Source organism: Mycolicibacterium sp. HS_4_1 (assembly GCF_054515875.1).
Map to the genome: position 1 here is coordinate 3,638,023 of NZ_CM137261.1, position 17,835 is coordinate 3,655,857.

General features: G+C 65.3%; 19 protein-coding genes. 9 read left to right on the top strand and 10 right to left on the bottom strand.

What is annotated here, in order from left to right; translation table 11 throughout:
• Window positions 1–162: 162 nt before the first annotated feature.
• Window positions 163–2,142 carry a dipeptide ABC transporter ATP-binding protein gene (locus tag ACX12F_RS17420; protein ID WP_459365769.1) on the bottom strand — a complete coding sequence of 660 codons (1,980 nt, stop codon included), beginning with the start codon at window positions 2,140–2,142 and terminating at the stop codon, window positions 163–165.
• Between the two features lie 223 nt (window positions 2,143–2,365).
• On the opposite strand from ACX12F_RS17420, the gene ACX12F_RS17425 reads away from it, so the two are divergent.
• The 5 genes from ACX12F_RS17425 (at window position 2,366) to ACX12F_RS17445 (ending at window position 5,350) form a co-directional block, all read left to right on the top strand.
• On the top strand, window positions 2,366–3,052 hold the full coding sequence (locus tag ACX12F_RS17425) for a TetR/AcrR family transcriptional regulator (RefSeq protein WP_459365770.1): 687 nt from the start codon (window positions 2,366–2,368) through the stop codon (window positions 3,050–3,052).
• A gap of 64 nt (window positions 3,053–3,116) precedes the next feature.
• Entirely contained in the window at window positions 3,117–3,392 is a 276-nt protein-coding gene (locus ACX12F_RS17430; RefSeq protein WP_459365771.1) for a YciI family protein, read from the top strand.
• Window positions 3,393–3,554: 162 nt separating this feature from the next.
• Window positions 3,555–4,604 (top strand): NAD(P)-dependent alcohol dehydrogenase, encoded by a 1,050-nt coding sequence (locus ACX12F_RS17435; protein WP_459365772.1) that lies wholly within the window; start codon window positions 3,555–3,557, stop codon window positions 4,602–4,604.
• A gap of 13 nt (window positions 4,605–4,617) precedes the next feature.
• Window positions 4,618–4,812, top strand: coding sequence for a hypothetical protein (locus ACX12F_RS17440; RefSeq protein ID WP_459365773.1), 195 nt, complete (start codon window positions 4,618–4,620; stop codon window positions 4,810–4,812).
• Window positions 4,813–4,876: 64 nt separating this feature from the next.
• Entirely contained in the window at window positions 4,877–5,350 is a 474-nt protein-coding gene (locus tag ACX12F_RS17445) for a hypothetical protein (RefSeq protein ID WP_459365774.1), read from the top strand.
• Between the two features lie 15 nt (window positions 5,351–5,365).
• On the opposite strand, the gene ACX12F_RS17450 is transcribed toward ACX12F_RS17445, so the two are convergent.
• The 4 genes from ACX12F_RS17450 to ACX12F_RS17465 all read right to left on the bottom strand — a co-directional run bounded on the left by ACX12F_RS17450 (window position 5,366) and on the right by ACX12F_RS17465 (window position 9,165).
• On the bottom strand, window positions 5,366–5,605 hold the full coding sequence (locus tag ACX12F_RS17450; protein ID WP_459365775.1) for a hypothetical protein: 240 nt from the start codon (window positions 5,603–5,605) through the stop codon (window positions 5,366–5,368).
• A 116-nt stretch (window positions 5,606–5,721) separates the two neighbouring features.
• Window positions 5,722–6,684: a class 1b ribonucleoside-diphosphate reductase subunit beta gene (nrdF, locus tag ACX12F_RS17455; RefSeq protein WP_459370399.1), complete on the bottom strand. Its 963-nt coding sequence runs from the start codon at window positions 6,682–6,684 to the stop codon at window positions 5,722–5,724.
• Between the two features lie 134 nt (window positions 6,685–6,818).
• On the bottom strand, window positions 6,819–8,342 hold the full coding sequence (locus ACX12F_RS17460; RefSeq protein WP_459365776.1) for a flavin-containing monooxygenase: 1,524 nt from the start codon (window positions 8,340–8,342) through the stop codon (window positions 6,819–6,821).
• 73 nt (window positions 8,343–8,415) lie between these two features.
• Complete coding sequence (locus ACX12F_RS17465; RefSeq protein ID WP_459370400.1) at window positions 8,416–9,165, bottom strand: TetR/AcrR family transcriptional regulator; 750 nt, start codon at window positions 9,163–9,165, stop codon at window positions 8,416–8,418.
• 252 nt (window positions 9,166–9,417) lie between these two features.
• On the opposite strand from ACX12F_RS17465, the gene ACX12F_RS17470 reads away from it, so the two are divergent.
• The gene (locus tag ACX12F_RS17470) at window positions 9,418–10,596 is read left to right on the top strand and encodes an NAD(P)/FAD-dependent oxidoreductase (protein ID WP_459370401.1); all 1,179 of its coding nucleotides are present in this window, start codon (window positions 9,418–9,420) and stop codon (window positions 10,594–10,596) included.
• Between the two features lie 9 nt (window positions 10,597–10,605).
• Here ACX12F_RS17470 and ACX12F_RS17475 read toward each other — a convergent pair whose 3' ends face one another.
• Entirely contained in the window at window positions 10,606–11,346 is a 741-nt protein-coding gene (locus tag ACX12F_RS17475) for a LysR family substrate-binding domain-containing protein (RefSeq protein ID WP_459365777.1), read from the bottom strand.
• A gap of 30 nt (window positions 11,347–11,376) precedes the next feature.
• Between ACX12F_RS17475 and ACX12F_RS17480 the strand changes: the two genes are divergently transcribed.
• The 3 genes from ACX12F_RS17480 to ACX12F_RS17490 all read left to right on the top strand — a co-directional run bounded on the left by ACX12F_RS17480 (window position 11,377) and on the right by ACX12F_RS17490 (window position 13,301).
• Window positions 11,377–11,763, top strand: coding sequence for a DUF5997 family protein (locus ACX12F_RS17480; RefSeq protein ID WP_459365778.1), 387 nt, complete (start codon window positions 11,377–11,379; stop codon window positions 11,761–11,763).
• 63 nt (window positions 11,764–11,826) lie between these two features.
• Window positions 11,827–12,708 (top strand): exodeoxyribonuclease III, encoded by an 882-nt coding sequence (locus tag ACX12F_RS17485; protein WP_459365779.1) that lies wholly within the window; start codon window positions 11,827–11,829, stop codon window positions 12,706–12,708.
• A 185-nt stretch (window positions 12,709–12,893) separates the two neighbouring features.
• Window positions 12,894–13,301 (top strand): VOC family protein, encoded by a 408-nt coding sequence (locus ACX12F_RS17490; protein ID WP_459365780.1) that lies wholly within the window; start codon window positions 12,894–12,896, stop codon window positions 13,299–13,301.
• A 26-nt stretch (window positions 13,302–13,327) separates the two neighbouring features.
• Here ACX12F_RS17490 and ACX12F_RS17495 read toward each other — a convergent pair whose 3' ends face one another.
• The 4 genes from ACX12F_RS17495 to nrdI are packed head-to-tail and all read right to left on the bottom strand — an operon-like array spanning window position 13,328 to window position 17,817.
• Complete coding sequence (locus tag ACX12F_RS17495; RefSeq protein ID WP_459365781.1) at window positions 13,328–14,452, bottom strand: threonine synthase; 1,125 nt, start codon at window positions 14,450–14,452, stop codon at window positions 13,328–13,330.
• A complete protein-coding gene (locus ACX12F_RS17500) occupies window positions 14,449–15,204 on the bottom strand; it encodes an NUMOD3 domain-containing DNA-binding protein (RefSeq protein ID WP_459365782.1) in 756 nt (251 codons plus the stop codon). The genes ACX12F_RS17495 and ACX12F_RS17500 overlap by 4 nt, the downstream gene beginning before the upstream one ends.
• A 25-nt stretch (window positions 15,205–15,229) precedes the next feature.
• Window positions 15,230–17,398: a class 1b ribonucleoside-diphosphate reductase subunit alpha gene (gene nrdE, locus ACX12F_RS17505; RefSeq protein ID WP_459365783.1), complete on the bottom strand. Its 2,169-nt coding sequence runs from the start codon at window positions 17,396–17,398 to the stop codon at window positions 15,230–15,232.
• Window positions 17,365–17,817 (bottom strand): class Ib ribonucleoside-diphosphate reductase assembly flavoprotein NrdI, encoded by a 453-nt coding sequence (gene nrdI / locus ACX12F_RS17510; protein ID WP_459365784.1) that lies wholly within the window; start codon window positions 17,815–17,817, stop codon window positions 17,365–17,367. The genes nrdE and nrdI overlap by 34 nt, the downstream gene beginning before the upstream one ends.
• Window positions 17,818–17,835 lie beyond the last annotated feature (18 nt).

Consider the following 17,835-nt stretch of genomic DNA (forward strand, 5'->3'; position numbering starts at 1 on the left):
TCAGCGGATCGTGTGGCGCCAGCAGAGGCACCGCGATGACGGCCAGGGTCACGACGATCACCAGCGAGACCCCGACCCGGTTGACGATTGTCGATCGCGATTGCGGCAGAGCCAGCCGCGTCCGGCCGCGGACGAGGCTCGGGACGGAGAGTGCGACAGCCATCAGGGCACCTTCTTTTCGATACAAGCCACCTGGTGCGCCCCACCGGGCTTACCCACAAGTCGGATGTCGAGTTCGTCGCCGCTGCACGCTTCGACCGCGATCGGGCACCGCGGATGGAACGCGCACCCCGTCGGCGGCGACAGTGGGCTCGCGGGTTCGCCTGGCAGTACCCGTGATTCGCGCCCGAGGTCAGGAATCGCGTCGACCAAGGCGCGGGTGTAGGGATGTGTCGGATCTCCGATGACCTGTTCGGCCGGCCCGATTTCCACAATGCGGCCCAGGTACATGACGGCGATGCGATCGGCCACCACGCGGGCGACCGAAAGGTCGTGCGTCACGAACACCACCGACATGTCCAGACTGCGGCGCAGGTCGCCGATGAGGTTGAGCACCGAGGCAGCCAGTGACACGTCCAGCGCGCTGGTCGGCTCGTCACACAACAGCACCGCCGGTGGCACGATGGTCGCTCTGGCCAGCGAAACCCGTTGGCGCTGACCGCCCGAGAGCTGACCGGCCCGCGATTTGGCCACCTCGGCGGGCAGTCCGACCCGGTTGAGTACCTCGATGACGGCATCGCGCCGGGCGGCGCGGTTCAGTTTCGTGCCGCGCAATCGCTCGCCGATCAATTCGCCGACCGAGAGCCACGGGGTCAGCGAGGCGCCCGCGTCCTGGAACACCATCTGTGGCCGCTGGTCGCCGACGACCTCCACGCTGCCGGTGGTCGCCTTCTCGACACCGGCCATGACGCGCAGGAGGGTGGACTTTCCCGAACCGCTCTCCCCCACCAGCGCGACCGATTCGCCGTGTCCCACCTGCAACCGCACCCCGCGCAGGGCGTGCAGCTTGCCGCGTGGGGAGACGCCGAACGTCTTGGTCACATCGGTCACCGTGACGGCCGCGGGCAGCTCGGCAGTGACCGGACTGATCGACTGCGCCGCAATAGGTTCCGATTCACCGACCACTTCCCGTTCAGGTGTGGACGCATCGGGTGCCAGCAGACACGCGCTGACGCGCCCGGCGCCGACCGAAACGGCGTCGGGCGGCGACTTCTCGCAGTCGTCGGTGGCCTGCTCACAGCGCGGCGCGAAGGCGCATCCCGGCAGCGGCGACAGCGCACTCGGCACCGACCCCGGCATCGCCGCGAGCCGTTGGCCACGGGCGGTCTGCAGCGTCAGTCTCGAGCGCAGCAGGCCACGGGTATACGGGTGGGCGGGTGCGCCCAGGACATCTGCGGCCGGACCAACCTCGGCGATACGGCCGGCATAGAGCACCGCGATGCGATCGGAAATCTGGGCCGCCACCCCGAGGTCGTGGGTGATGAAGACGATGCTGCAACCGATTTCGTCACGCAGCCGCAGCAACAGCCGGAGCACCTGGGCCTGCACGGTAACATCGAGTGCGGTGGTCGGCTCGTCGGCGATGATCAGGTCCGGGTTGCCGGCGATCGCGATGGCAATCATGACGCGCTGCCGCAGACCGCCGGAAAGTTCGTGCGGGTATGCGCGCATCCGGCGGGCCGGGTCGGGTATGCCCACCGCGGTCAGCAGGCGCAGCGCCTCGTCGGCACTGCCGGCGGCCTCGGCGACCTGCTTACCGATCCGCATCGTCGGATTGAGCGATGTCATCGGGTCCTGGAACACCGCACCCAGGTCGAGGCGACGGACCCTGCGCAGCGCCTTGGGATCACCGTGCACCATGTCCGAGCCGGCGACCGAGATACTGCCGTCGATGCGGGCAGAAGCCGGCAGCAGGCCGAGCATGCCGAATCCCAAAACGCTTTTGCCCGAGCCTGATTCGCCGACCAATCCCAGAATCTCGCCGGGCCGCACCGCCAGTGACACGCCGCGCAGCGCGTGCACCTCGCGGCCGTTGCGCCGGAACGTGACATGCAAGTCAGTGACGGTGGCCACCGGAGCGGGACTCGGCGATGCCGCGGGAGGCACGTGCGATGCGTCCACCACAGATGCAGCGGTAGTCATGGGCGCTCTCCTGCATTGTCATCGCCGCGCCTTTGGTTCGCCGCAAACCGCTGGCCTGTCAGTTGACAGTTTTCTCCGCCGACGAACCCCCTTGGTGTCAACGAAGTAAGCACGATGTAAGCAACTGGCCAGCATCGGTAACCGCGGCATATCGCATGTTTCTGTCGTGTGACAGATAAGGGCGGCGATACCGATCGGCGCCACCATGGACCACGATGAAAGGATGTCGACCCCTCGTACCGGACGGCCCCGCCTGCATACGCAGCGCCGTCCGGGCGTTACCGCGCGAGATGAAATACTCGATGCGGCAAGCGAATTGTTCACCACACTGGGTTACACGGGCACGTCGACCAGGACCATCGCCGAGTCGGTCGGCATCAGACAGGCCTCGCTGTACCACTACTTCACGACAAAAGACGACATCCTGTGCGCCCTGCTGAGCCAGACCGTCACGCCGACACTGGCGTTCATCACCACCCTGACGAACACCTCCCCCACCTTGACCGCGACTGAACACCTGCACGCACTGGCGGCATTCGACGGCCACCAATTACTCAGCGGCAACTGGAATTTGGGGGCCCTCTATTTGCTTCCCGAGGTGCGGGCCGACCGCTTGGAACCCTTCTGGTCCGATCGCGAACGATTGCGGCTGCACTACCTGGCACAAAGCCAGAAAGTGCTGGAGCGCACACACGTGCATCCGGCAGCCGCCGATCTACCGTTCCGGTTGGTGGAATCGCTCGTCAACATGTGGTCGACTCCGCATGGCCCGCAGCGATCGGAACTGCCCATGCAGGTCGCCGATGCCGGTCTGCGCGTACTGGGCATCCTCGACGCCGAAACACGCCAGGTACGGAACCGCACCGAGCAAGTCGTCCAGCTGCATACCCGCAGCCATCAGCCGGCATGAGCCGGACATGCCACAACGCGACGTCCGGCCGCGGCTCCCCGAGCTGCCCCGATAACCTCATAGCGTGTTTCACGTACTGAACATCACGTATACCCAGCCGCTCGACGTCGTCGACCAGGCGCGGCCGGCCCATCTGGAATGGCTCGGCAAGCTGGTCGAAGAGCGCCGCATCCTGCTCGCCGGCCGGCTGGAGTCGCAGGGTGGCGCCGTACTGATCGCCTCCGACATGTCGGCCGAGGAAGCCGATGCGCTCACCGCCGGCGACCCCTACGTGCACGCAGGCGTAGCCACCTATCAGCGCGTCAGCTTCAACGCGGGTTTCCGCGCGGCGGGGCTGTAGCGCTGTAGCGCCGGAATTCACAGCCGGATCCGGGATTAGTTCCGCTCCGGCGGCCGTTGAGAACGGTCAGGGCCTGACCAACAGCCCAATTCGTTACCTTCGCTAATATTTGTGTTAGGTACACGCCGCTAGGCAAGCCGAGAATGAAGAGGACTGACACGCATGACCACGACCGTTTCCGCCTACGCCGCGACCTCAGCGACCAGCCCGCTGACCAAGACCACCATCGAGCGCCGTGACATCGGCCCGCACGACGTGGCATTCGACATCAAGTTCGCCGGCATCTGTCACTCGGACATACACACCGTCAAGTCCGAATGGGGCCCGGCCAACTACCCCGTCGTACCCGGCCACGAGATCGCAGGTGTCGTCACCGCGGTCGGCGCCGAGGTGACCAAGTACAAGGTCGGCGACCATGTCGGCGTCGGCTGCTTCGTCGACTCCTGCCGCGAGTGCGACAACTGCGTGGCCGGCCTGCAGCAGTACTGCACCGGTAAGGGCGGCAACATCGGCACGTACAACGCCACCGGCCGGGACGGCACGCCCACCTACGGCGGCTACAGCACCGCCATCGTGGTCGACGAGAACTACGTGCTGCGCATCCCGGACAGCATCCCTCTCGACAAGGCCGCTCCCCTGCTCTGCGCCGGCATCACCCTCTACTCGCCGCTGCGGCACTGGAACGCCGGGCCGGGCAAGAAGGTCGCGATCGTCGGCCCCGGCGGCCTGGGCCACGTCGGCGTGAAGCTCGCCGTCGCCATGGGCGCCGAAGTCACGGTGCTGAGCCAGTCGCTCAAGAAGATGGAAGACGGCCTGCGCCTGGGTGCGCACCACTACTACGCCACCAACGACCCGCAGACGTTCAAGACGCTGGCCGGCAGCTTCGATCTGATCATCAACACGGTGTCGGCCAACCTCAACATGGGCCTCTACCTGAACCTGCTGCGGGCCGACGGCACGCTCGTCGAGCTCGGTGCGCCGGAGAAGCCTCTGGAGGTGCCGGTGTTCCCATTGATCGGTATGCGTCGCACCCTCGCCGGTTCGTTGATCGGCGGCATCCCGGAGACCCAGGAGATGCTGGACTTCTGCGCCGAGCACGACGTGACCCCGGAGATCGAGATCATCGAGGCGTCCTACGTCAACGAGGCCTACGAGCGCGTGATCGCCAGTGATGTGCGGTACCGCTTCGTGATCGACACCGCGACCATCTGATTCGGGCGGCGCGGTGGCCGACGATCCGGTGGACATCCTGCAGCGCTGGGAGCTGGCAGGCGGTGTCTGGCGGATCATCGGCCGCCGCGCGCACGAACTGACCATCGGGCTGTTCCAGTGCGACGGCGGTGAGCGGGTCGATGTGATCTGCTCCGGCGACGCCGCCCTACTCGCGTTCGTCGGCGACCGGGAGTCCAACGCGGACTAACGGACTAATTGACGCGCGGATGAAAAAGTTGACGGCATTCGTTGTGGCGCATTAAAACTTGACCATGACGTCCACCCGCCGCCGCGCTCCTCTGCCCCAGCTGGCCTTTGCCGGCGTGGCCATCGCCCTGCTGCCGGCGGGCATCGCGCATGCCGATCCTGATCCAGCCCCGGCTCCGGTGTCGGCCGGCGTCACCGGCGTGCTCAACGACTGGCAGAAATCTGTCTGTGCGCCAGACAGTTTCACCCAGGATGATCCCGCGGTCGCGGCCCGCGACTGGCCCGGCGCGGTCCGCGCCGGCACCTGCGCGAGCGCGGTGAATCCCGGCCTGACCAACGGCCTCTGGATCACGCAGTGGACCGACAACAGCGATATGACCTCGGCGCTGCAGCGCAACTTCATGGCCCTCTTCGCGTCGGCGGTCAGCGACCAGACAGCGATCATCACCTTCGCGGTGGCGAGCCCCGAGGCGCGCAAATCACTTGAGCCACTCACGAAATTCGGGTTCGTCATCCAGCCGGTACCGACACTGAACTGACGACGGCTCCGGACCTCAGAGCGAGTGGCTGCCCGGGCTGGTGTGGCCACTATTGGTCGAGCCCGACGTGCCGCCCGTCGTGCCCGCATTGTTGTTCATGCCCGAGGGCGAGTGGCACTGACCGTCGATGACGACCTGCCCCGGCTCGCACACGATCGTGTTGTCAGCGGAAGCCATCGGGATGCCGATGGTCAGCGCCGCCGCGCTCAGCGCGCCGGCGGCGACGAGATGTGAGATTGATGTCGATAGCGCCATGGTTCGGCCCGCCTGTTTCTCGACGTGTAAAGACCAAGTTTAACGCCGGGCCAAATGGTCGCGGGGCGCATTCGGCAAGCCGATACGCCCCGCAATCACAGCACTGAACTGCGCCTTTAGAAATCCCAGTCCGCGTCTTCGGTGTTGACGGCCTTGCCGATCACGTACGAGCTACCCGAGCCCGAGAAGAAGTCGTGGTTTTCGTCCGCGTTCGGCGACAGCGCCGACAGGATCGCCGGGTTCACGTCGGTCTCGTCGCGGGGGAACAGCGCTTCGTAGCCGAGGTTCATCAGCGCCTTGTTGGCGTTGTAGCGCAGGAACTTCTTGACGTCCTCGGTCAGGCCCACCTGGTCGTACAGGTCCTGCGTGTACTCGACCTCGTTGTCGTACAGCTCGAACAGCAGCTCGTAGGTGTAGTCCTTGAGCTCGGTCCGCTTGGCCTCGTCGACCATGGCCAAGCCGCGCTGGTACTTGTAACCGATGTAGTAGCCGTGCACCGCTTCGTCACGGATGATCAGCCGGATCATGTCGGCGGTGTTGGTGAGCTTGGCGCGCGAAGACCAGTACATCGGCAGGTAGAAGCCGGAGTAGAACAGGAAGCTCTCGAGCAGCGTCGAGGCCACCTTGCGCTTCAGCGGCTCGTCACCCTTGTAGTACTTCATGACGATCTCGGCCTTGCGCTGCAGGTTCGGGTTCTCCTCCGACCAGCGGAATGCCTCGTCGATCTCGACGGTCGAGCACAGCGTCGAGAAGATGTTGCTGTAGCTCTTGGCGTGCACCGACTCCATGAAGGCGATGTTGGTGTAGACGGCCTGCTCGTGCGGGGTGAGCGCATCGGGGATCAGGCTGACGGCGCCAACGGTGCCCTGGATGGTGTCCAGCAGCGTCAGGCCCGTGAAAACGCGCATGGTGAGCTGCTTTTCGCTGTCGGTCAGGGTGCCCCACGACGGGATGTCGTTGGACACCGGCACCTTCTCCGGCAACCAGAAGTTGCCCGTGAGGCGGTCCCAGACCTCCGCGTCCTTGTCGTCCTGCACGCGGTTCCAGTTGATCGCGGAGGCCCGGTCGATCAGCTTCATACCTTCAGACACCGTGACCCCGTTTCGCCTGGAACTGTGTTTGCCGGATCGGCACCACCGACACTACCCCTGGTATCTGCCGTCGCCGAACACCGCTAAAAGTTGTGTTTTCGTGTCGCGCCGGCGCGGCCGATTCAGCGGATGAATTCGTACTCCGCCGACTGGAACTTGCGGGTCTCGAGCCAGTATTGCCAGGTCATGCCGCTCCACAGCGTGCGGTTCACGCCATGCTCATCCATGTACCAGCTGTGGCAACCGCCGGTGCTCCACACCGTGCCGGCCAGATCGTGCTGTAGTTCCGCGTTGTAGTCCTCCTGCGCACGCCGGCTGGGCATCAGCGCGGCCGCGCCCGCTTTGTCGGCGGCGGCGATGGCCTGGGCGGCGTAGCGGATCTGCGACTCGATCATGAACACCACCGAGTTGTGGCCCAACGCGGTGTTCGGGCCGAGCAGGAAGAACAGGTTCGGCATGCCCGCGACCGTGATTCCCCGGTGCGCTGCCATGCCCTCGCGGTTCCACCGGTCGACCAGGTCCTCGCCCCCGAGACCCTTGATGTCGACGTAGGTGTACGAGTCGGTGACGTGAAAACCGGTGCACCACACCACCACGTCGACGGGATGCAGGGCGCCGTCACGGGTGACGATGCCGCCCGCGGTCATCCGCTCGATACCCTCGGTGAAGACCTGCGTCTTCGGATTGGCAATACCGCGATAGTAGGTGTCGGAGTTCAGGATTCGCTTGCAGCCCGCCACGTAGTTCGGGGTCAGCTTGCGGCGCAGTTCAGGGTCTTTGATGCTGCGGTTGATGTTCCATTTGCCCAGCAGCTCACCGATTTTGAGCAGTCGCGGCTGCTTGGTCATCGCGAACCCGACGCCTTCGTGAATCCAGTAGATGGCGTCCCGCATGAGGGCCCGGGTACCCGGTACCCGGCGGAAGGTGTCCTTCATCCACTCCGGAAATGCGTTGTTGGGCCGCGGCATCACCCATGCGGGGGTGCGCTGGTACAGGTGCAGCTCGGCCACCTGGTCGACGATCGCGGGCACGATCTGGATGGCGCTGGCGCCGGTGCCGATCACCGCGACGCGCTTGCCGGCGAGGTCGACGCTGTGGTCCCACCGCGCGGAATGGAAAGCGGCACCAGTGAATTCATCAGAGCCCTCGATGTCGGGAACCGACGGGATATGCAATCCCCCGGCCCCGGAGATCAGGAACTGGGCGACGTACTCCTGGCCGCTGTCGTCGTAGATGTGCCAGCGACGCTCGCCTTCATCCCAGTGCGCGCGGTCGACGTGCGTGTTGAACCGGATGTTCCGGCGGAGATTGTGCTTGTCGGTGACGCCTTTGAGGTAGTCGAAGATCTCCGGCTGGAACGACCACATGTGCGTCCAGTCCGCCTTCGGCTCGAAGGAGAACGAGTACATGTGCGATGGGATGTCACACGCGCAGCCCGGATAGGTGTTGTCACGCCAGGTGCCGCCGACCTCGTCGGCCTTCTCCAGGATCAGGAAGTCACGCGCGCCGAAGCCCTGCTTGCGCAGCGCGATGCCCATGCCCAGCCCGGAGAAGCCGGATCCGATGATCACCGCCCGCGTCACGATGGGCTCGGCGGTGACCTCAGCGCCGGCGGGCTGCGCTCCAGTTGACTGCTCGACCGTCATGAACCTGCTCTTTCCTGGGAACGGCGGTACCGGATATTCCACAGTGTCCGGTCAGCCCGCCCAGGTGTCAACGCTACTGATGGCCAGCGTCGGCCACGGATTCTTCGCGGCGGACCGCGTCGTGCACCGGCAGGTCCAGATCGAACCGGATGCCGAGCAGCCTGGCAGTGCCGTTGATGGCGCCGATCATGATGGTCGTCATGTGCGCGACGAATTGGTCGCGGGGCAGGCGGCGCGGAGTCTCGTCACTGCCGCCGAGCCACCAGTCGGTCGCCGAGGCTGCCGCGCCGAACAGCGTGAACGCCGCCAGCTCGAAAATGCTGGAGTCCAGGTCCATGTCCTTGAGCTCACCGCTGATCATCGCGGCGATCGCCAGGGTGATGTCACGGCCCCGGTTGACAGTGGTCATCGCGGCGGCGGACTGGTCGGCGAACCGGCCCTGCAGCAAGAAGCGCACCACGTTGGGGTGCTGGTCCACCAGGTCCACGTAATGTTCGACGGCGCGGCCGATGATCTGACCGGTCGAATCGTTCTCGATGTCGATGGACGGAATCACCGCTGCCCACAACATGTCCCGCATCCGCTCGCCGATCTGCGAGAACATGTCGGACTTGTCGGCGAAGTGCCGGTAGATTTTGGGCTTGGCGGTGCCTGCCTCTTCGGCGATCTCCCGCACACTGACATTGGGGCCGAGCCGGTCGATGGCCCGGAACGCGGCGTCCACGATCTCCTCGCGGACCTTCAGCCGGTGTTCGCGCCAGCGCTCGCTGCGGGCGTCGACTTTCTCCGGCGCGCCCTTGGGGGGCGTGACCTTCACCTGCACGGTCACCGACGGAACGTTCACGCCCGGCACACCAGGAACTTTCACCCCGGCCTGGATGCCGGTGCGTGGAAGAGATGGCCTGCGCACCCAGCCACTGTACCGGTCGGGGCAAATCTGACCTGCTCAGACCGCCCGGCGCGGCGCATGGCACAACTCAGGCCGCCTCGTCGTGCCCAGCCGACCGACAGTATTCGCGCGTAGCATCGCGCTCGGGATGCGCCCGAAATTATCGGCGTGACAGGGGCTGAACACATGGTTGAGCGCTACGACATCGTCGTAGTCGGCGGAGGTCCGGCGGGATCGGCCGCCGCCTGGCAGGCCGCGCGAACCGGCGCCCGCGTGGTCGTGCTCGACAAGGCCACCTTTCCCCGCGACAAACCCTGCGGCGACGGACTGACGGCGCGCGGGCTGAGTTATCTGCAGAAGATGGGCCTCGCGGAACAGGCCGCGACGTTCCATCAGATCAATCGGGTGACAGTATTCAGCCCGCACCGATGGGAGCTGTCGTTCCCGCGCCGGCCCGGGATGCCCGACCACGGCTGCACCGTCAGCCGGACGCGGTTGGATGCCATGCTGCTCGCGAACGCCGCCGCCGCGGGCGCCGAAGTACGGCAGGGCGCCGAGGCGACGGGCCCCGAGCGCAGCGACAACGGCCGCGTCACCGGCGTGGTCCTCAAGAGCGGAGAGACCGTGCGCGGCGACGCAGTGATCGCCGCCGACGGCGCCTACTCCCCGATCAAGCGGGCACTGCACATCGACTCGGATTACCACGGCTATTCGGCCATCGCGATTCGCGCCGAAATGCCCGCGAACCGCCCCGACTCCGATTCCCTGGACATCTATCTCCAGCTGCTGTTCAACGGCGACCAGTTGCCCGGCTACGGCTGGGTGTTCCCCATGGGCAACGGCACCTTCAACATTGGGCTGGGCTACGTCAACAGCTACCGAAATTGGCAGGCCATCAACGCAACTCGATTCCTCGGGGATTTCCTGCAGACACTGCCGCGCGACTGGGCGCTGCCACCGCTCGACGCGTTGCGACGAAACAAGAGCGTCCGGGCGTGGCGGTTGCCCATGGGATTCACCGCCTGGCCGCCGTGGCGGCCAGGCGTGTTGTTCGCCGGCGATGCGCTGGGCGCCGGGAAACCGGCCTCCGGTGCCGGCATCTCGAAGGCGCTCGAATCCGGTTTGGCCGCAGGCGAATGCGCCGTCGCCGCGCTCATGAACGGCGGTCCCGACGACTTCACCAACTACCAGCAGCGAATCGAGGCGGCATGGGGCCGCGAGTACCGGCGCGGCCGTTTCTTTCACAAGCTGGCGGGCATCCCGCAAGTGGCCGAAGCGGGACGTCGCGCTGTGGACAGTCGCGCCTTCCGCGATCTGCTGCTCAAGTCGCTGTACAAGAAAGCGCAGGGTCCGTCGCACACGTGAGGCCATGCCTCAGCGGCGGCCGCGCTGGGGCTTGCCCGGCTTCCGAGCGGCCTTGCCCGTCGAGGCTTTTCCCGCGGCGGCCCGAGCGGCCTGCTTCGCGAGTGTCTTCTCCCGGGCGCTCCGCTTCGGCGCGGGCTCAGCCTGTCCCCGAGATGAACTGGCCTTGCGCCCCCGGACGATGCCGATGAATTCCTCGACCAACTCTGGCTGCTCCCCCGCCTGGAAGGCCAGCGCCACCGGGCACGTCGGTGCGTCGGTGATCGGGCGATAGGTGAGATCCTTGCGGTGATACAGCCGTGCCAGCGACTGCGGCACGATCAGCGTGCCCATTCCCGCCGCAACGAGCTCGAACGCGTCTTCGGTGGTCTCGGGCCTATGGTCGACCGGGGTACCGGGAGCGTCGGCCCACGAGACGACGTGGTCGAGCGGGATGAGGATCGGCTCACCGTCGAGGTCCGCGGCGACGATCTCGTCGACGGCTGTCAGGAGGTGATCGGCCGGCACCACCGCCACCGTCGTCTCCTCGTAGAGCGGGATGACGGCCAGCCCCGCTGTATCGGTCGGCAGCCGCAGGAGCGCCACGTCGACGGTGCCGGCCCGCACGGCGTCGGCCGCGTCCGCCGCCGCGACGGCGTGCAGGATCAACGGAACTTCGCGGTGGCGCTCGGCCCAAATCCGTGCCCACTTCGCGGGCGTCCCGCCGGGGACGTACCCGAGGGTCAGGGAGAGCGTCGAATAGGACGGTGCCACGGCCGTCAGGCTACCGATAGGCTGATACGCATGAGCAGGCCCGACGCGCAGTCCATGAAACCCGCCACCGCGGCGAAGAAGCTGGACGTGTACTTGCCGGCGACGCCTGCGGAGTTCCAAGAGAACGCGATCACCCGCGCCGAACTCGCCGCGCTGCAGGCCGACCCGCCGCAGTGGCTCAAGGACCTCCGCAAGAACGGGCCGCACCCCAAGAACCTCGTGGCGGCCAAGCTGGGCATCTCGATCGCCGGCCTCGCCCGCGGTGGCGTCGAGAAAGCGCTGACCACCGAACAGATCGAGCAGCTGCTCGAAGAGAAGCCCGACTGGCTGGTCATCGAACGGGAGAGCTACCAGCAGGTGCTGCGCGAACAGCGGCGCATCAAGGCCCTGCACGCGGACCAGGCGCGCGAAGCGTAACTGTGGTGACAGGCCGCCGGCCCGTCACCAACCACCGTCGACGCGTCCGCTTCGATAGGCCCGATGGCTGACACTCCAAACCTCCCGCTGGGCATCGCGACGTTCAACGTCAACGGCATCCGGGCGGCGCGCCGTCGCGGCTTCGACGCCTGGCTGGCCGGGCGAGGTCTCGACGTGGTGGCCCTGCAGGAGTTGCGCTGCCCGACTGAGGAGGTCGGCGCGTTCGACGGTTATCGCGCGGCAATCGACAGCGGCTCGATCCCGGGCCGCAACGGCGTCGCGATCCTGACCCGCGAAGCACCGTCGGACGTGCGGACCTGGGTCTCACATCCGCCGCGCGCTCGGGGTCTCGGGGCCCATGCGCTCGAAGGCCGGTACCTCGAGGTCGACCTCGCGGACGTTCCCCTCACGGTGGCATGTCTCTACCTGCCGAAGGGCGGCCTGCCCGCGCACCTGCAGCGGCCCGGCACCATGCGCGACACGCCTGACGGCGGCGCCAGGTACGACCGGAAGATGCGCTTTCTTGCGGCGTTCGCGCGCGAGCTGCGCCGGAGCCGCCGGGCGGCGCTCGATGCGGGACGCGAGTTCCTGCTGCTCGGCGACCTGAACCTGGCCCATCTTCGGCACGACGTGACCAATTGGCGGCCCGCACAGAAGATGGAGGGCTTCCTTCCTGAGGAGCGCGCCTGGCTGGACGCACAGATCGGGCCGCGCACGCTCGTCGACGTGGTCCGGACGCTGCACGGCGACCGCCCCGGGCCGCTGTCCTGGTGGAGTTGGGCCGGGGAGTCGTTCGTCAAGGACGTGGGCTGGCGGATCGATCACCACCTGGCCACGCCGCGGCTCGCGCGGACCGCCGTGTCGGTGACGGTCGACAAGGAAGCCGCGCCCAGCGCGCGGCTGTCCGACCACGCGCCCGTGGTCGTGCGGTACGCCTTCCCCTGAACGCCGGGTACGGGTCACTTCCGACCGCCTGAACCGCCGAATAGCCTTTATCACAAGCATTTTCACGCATTACGTGCTTCAGCTGGACCAGTGAGCGCTGACTGGCGATGAGTTCTGCGCAGTTCGACGGTCTATCTCTGCGACGGCACCCGCATCCGGGCGCCGCGGACCACAGGAGCTGCCCGATGCACCCCATGATCTTCGTGAACCTGCCCGTCGCTGACGTCGAACGATCGCGAAAGTTCTTCGCCAGCCTCGGCTATTCGTTCAACGAGAACTTCAGCAACGACAGTTGCGTGACGCTGGTGCTGGGCGCGAATCAATTCGCGATGCTGACGCAGCGCGACGTCTTCGACTCCTTGCACTCGGCCGAGACCGCCGACGCCTCGAAGACCAAGGAGTGCGTCGTCTGCTTGGGCGTCGAGAGCCGCGAGTGCGTGGACAAGCTTGTGGACGGCGCCGTCGCCGCCGGAGCCACCGTGGGCGACACCGACGACGAAGACTTCATGTACGGCCGTAGCTATCACGACTTGGACGGTCACTCCTGGCAGATCTTCTCGATGGCGCCCGTGGCCGCCGGCGCCTCCGCATAGACGCCGAGCCGGCCGCCCTGGTCAGTTCACCCCGGCGTGAGCAGGTGACTGGCCTTCAGCCCTGATCCGGTGAGGACCGCCACGATGGTGTCGGCGGCGTCGATCTGTCCGGCTGCCCGGAGCCGACGCAGCGCCGGCACGATCTGGGCGCTGGTGGGTTCGACAAAGATACCGGTGCGGGCGAGTTCACCCACAGCGGGAAGCAATTGGTCCTCCGGTACCGCGACGGCGGTCCCGCTGGTAGCCCGGATCGCTTGCAGGACTTCACGATCCCGCACGGGCTTCGCGATGGCTGTCCCCTCGGCGACTGTCGTCGACCATTGCTGTTCGACGACTTCGTCTCGGCCCTGTTCGATGGCCGTGACCAGCGGGCAGCAATTCTGCGGCTGGCTGACGAGGATTCGTGGCACGCGGTCGATCGCGCCGGATTGGCGCAGTTCTCCGAAACCGATTGCGCAACCGAGAACCAGGCTGCCGGCGCCCGCGGGAACGAGAACCGCAGTGGGAGCACGGAATCCGAGGTCTTCCCAGATTTCGTAGGCGATCAGTTTGATGCCTTGCAGAAAGTACGGGTGCCAGTTGTGGCTTGCGTAGAACGTCGTTGCGGCGCGGCGCACGGCCTCGTCGGCGACCTCCTGCCGGGTGCCGGAGACCAATTCGATGTGCGCCCCATGCAGTCGGCTCTGGACGATCTTGTTCGGCGAGGTCGCAGCTGGTACGAGGATGTGGGCTTCGATCCCCGCCGCCGCGCAGTACGCCGCGACCGAGGATCCGCCGTTGCCGCTGGAATCCTCAAGGATCCGGTCTATCCCTTGGTGACGTAGGACGGTCGTCATCACGGAAACGCCGCGATCCTTGAAACTGCCGGTGGGGTTCATCGACTCGACTTTCAGGCCGACGTCGATGCCGTCGAAGGTCCGGTTGATCAACGGTGTCCGCCCCTCTCCGAGGGTCACCGGCTCGATGTGCACCAACGGATTCGGCAGCGCCGAGCGATAGCGCCAGTGCGAGTTGATCGCGGCGTCTATCTGCTCGCGGCCGATACCCGGCAGCGGCTCGAAGTCCAGCGGACCGCCGTCGTCACCGCGCCAGCGGGGTTGGTCAGCGGGATAAAGGTTGCCGCTGCGGTCGATTAGGTTCGGTTGGCTCAACTCGAGTCTTCAATGCAGTACTGGCAGGTGTCTTTCTTGATTCCCCGATTTGTGTGATAGCGCGTATGAGCACTACGTCGACTCGACGGCATAGGCCGGCCTTTTCGAACCGCTGACATTTTGGCGCGCGTTTCTTCGCTCGCACGTCGACCAAAATTGGGGTTTCCAGCACCTTTCCGATGCTCTGAAAGCTTGGCCTTAGCCTCTTCCGACATCACATGACCGAAACCGGGGTGGTCAGCACCAAACTTCCCGTAATTCGGATTGTCAGCACCGACGTTCGCGCCTTTACGTGCGGCCGACCACTTCGCTCGTTGCTCGGCGGAGTGCTCCCGCTGATAGAACGGGTTCTCTTCGCCGAATCGACTGGGAACCTTGCGCCCGGTCGATCGAATCCTCGCGGCCTCCCGCATCGCCGCGGTCCACACGACACCCGTCGGTCCGAGTCCGCCGTCCGCAAGGTTCAGCAGTGGATGCCCCTCCTGCCGAAGAAGGGATATCCACGCAATCTCAGCCTCGCCAAGCTCGTCGAGTCCATCTGTCCAGTCCAGCGGGTCCACGATCGGATCGTCGCGCTGCTGCTTTCGCAACCAGTCATAGAACGGCGTCTTTCTCCCGGCCCCAGCGACTTTCAGATGCTGCCGCAGGCGTACTTGCGCGGTTTTCGTCGTGAGGCCGACATAGCGATAAACGGACTCCGACCGGAGCCTGACCCCATAGATCAAGCCTCCGGTCGGAGTTCTACCAGTCATGACACCCGCTGTCAGCGACCAATCGTCACAACATGCAACTGACGCAGTTCTCCACGGCCGTGCCTTCCAGAGCCATCTGACGCAGCCGGATGTAGTACAGCGTCTTGATGCCCTTGCGCCAGGCGTAGATCTGCGCCTTGTTGACATCGCGGGTGCTGGCGGTGTCCTTGAAGAACAGCGTCAGCGAAAGCCCTTGGTCCACGTGCTGAGTGGCCGCGGCGTAGGTGTCGATGATCTTCTCGTACCCGATCTCGTACGCGTCCTGGTAGTACTCCAGGTTGTCGTTCGTCAGATACGGCGCCGGGTAGTAAACGCGACCGATCTTGCCTTCCTTGCGGATCTCGATCTTCGAGGCGACCGGGTGGATCGAGCTGGTCGAGTGGTTGATGTACGAGATCGAGCCCGTCGGCGGGACGGCCTGCAGGTTCTGGTTGTAGATGCCGTGCGCCTGCACTGATTCTTTCAGCGAGCGCCAATCATCTTGCGTCGGAATGTGAATGCCGGCATCGGCGAAGATCTGACGCACCTTGTCGGTCTTCGGCGTCCACTCCTGCTCGGTGTACTTGTCGAAGAACTCACCCGAGGCGTACTTCGACTTCTCGAACCCGCCGAACTTCGTACCGCGTTCGATCGCAATGAGGTTCGAGGCGCGCAGCGCGTGGAACAGCACGGTGTAGAAGTAGATGTTGGTGAAGTCGATGCCTTCTTCGGAGCCGTAGTGAATCTGCTCGCGCGCCAGGTAGCCGTGCAGGTTCATCTGCCCCAGGCCGATGGCGTGAGAGTCGTTGTTGCCCTGCTCGATCGACGGCACCGACCAGATGTGGGTCTGATCGGACACCGCGGTGAGCGCCCGGATCGACACCTCGATGGTCTGCGCGAAGTCCGGCGAATCCATCGCCTTGGCGATGTTGAGCGAGCCGAGGTTGCATGAGATGTCCTTGCCGACCTTGGCGTAGGACAGGTCCTCGTTGAACAGCGACGGCGTCGACACCTGCAGGATTTCCGAGCACAGGTTGGAGTGCGTGATCTTGCCCGCGATCGGGTTCGCCCGGTTCACCGTGTCCTCGTACATGATGTACGGGTAGCCCGACTCGAACTGGAGCTCGGCGAGGGTCTGGAAGAACTCGCGGGCCTTGATCTTCGTCTTGCGGATGGCGCCGTTGTCGACCATCTCGTAGTACTTCTCGGTGACGTTGATATCAGCGAACGGCACCCCGTAGACGCGCTCCACGTCGTACGGCGAGAAGAGGTACATGTCCTCGTTCTTCTTCGCCAGCTCGAACGTGATGTCCGGGATCACGACACCCAGCGAGAGCGTCTTGATGCGGATCTTCTCGTCGGCGTTCTCGCGCTTGGTGTCGAGGAAGCGGTAGATGTCCGGGTGGTGCGCGTGCAGGTAGACCGCACCCGCGCCCTGACGGGCACCGAGCTGGTTGGCGTAGGAGAACGAGTCCTCCAGCAGCTTCATGATCGGGATGACGCCCGAGGACTGGTTCTCGATGTTCTTGATCGGCGCGCCGTGCTCGCGAATGTTGCTGAGCAGCAACGCAACTCCACCACCGCGCTTGGACAGCTGCAGCGCCGAGTTGATGGAGCGGCCGATGGACTCCATGTTGTCCTCGATGCGGAGCAGGAAGCACGACACGGGCTCGCCGCGCTGCTTCTTGCCCGAGTTGAGGAACGTCGGGGTGGCCGGCTGGAACCGTCCGTCGATGATCTCGTCGACCAGCTTCTCGGCCAGCTCGGTGTCACCGGCGGCCAGCGTGAGGGCCACCATGACGACGCGGTCCTCGAACCGCTCCAGGTAGCGCTTACCGTCGAACGTCTTCAGCGTGTAGCTGGTGTAGTACTTGAACGCGCCCAAAAACGTCGGGAACCGGAACTTCTTGGCGAAGGCCCGGTCCAGCAGCTGCTTGACGAAGTTGCGGCTGTACTGGTCGAGCACCTCGCGCTCGTAGTACTCCTTCTCGATCAGGTAATCGAGCTTCTCGTCCTGACTGTGGAAGAACACCGTGTTCTGGTTCACGTGCTGCAGGAAGTACTCCCGCGCCGCGAGCACATCCTTGTCGAACTGGATCTTGCCGTCCGCGTCGTACAGGTTGAGCATCGCGTTGAGAGCGTGGTAGTCGCTCTCCCCGGGCAGCGCGTGAGCGGTGACGGCTACCGGTTCTGCAGCTGTGACGGTTGGTGGCACGAGAGTTCCTTCCAGAAATCTTCCAGACCCTCACGAACGGCGATGACGTCGTCCGGGGTCCCCATGAGTTCAAAGCGATACAGGTACGGAACACCGCATTTACGGGAAACGACATTGCCCGCGTAGGCGAATTCGGCACCGAAGTTGTTGTTGCCCGCGGCAATGACGCCACGGATCAACGACCGGTTGTGCTCATTGTTGAGGAATGCGATGACCTGCTTGGGCACGTAGCCGCCGTTGTTGATGTCCGGGGTCGCCTTGCCGCCGCCGTAGGTCGGCAGCACCAGGACGTAGGGCTCGTCAACCTCGATACGGCCGTGCAGGGGGATTCGAGTGACACGGTCGGCCGGCCAGTCCAATTTCTGGACGAAGCGGTGGGTGTTCTCCGACACGCTGGAGAAGTAGACGAGATTGCTCACTGTTCCTTCTCCTCCCCC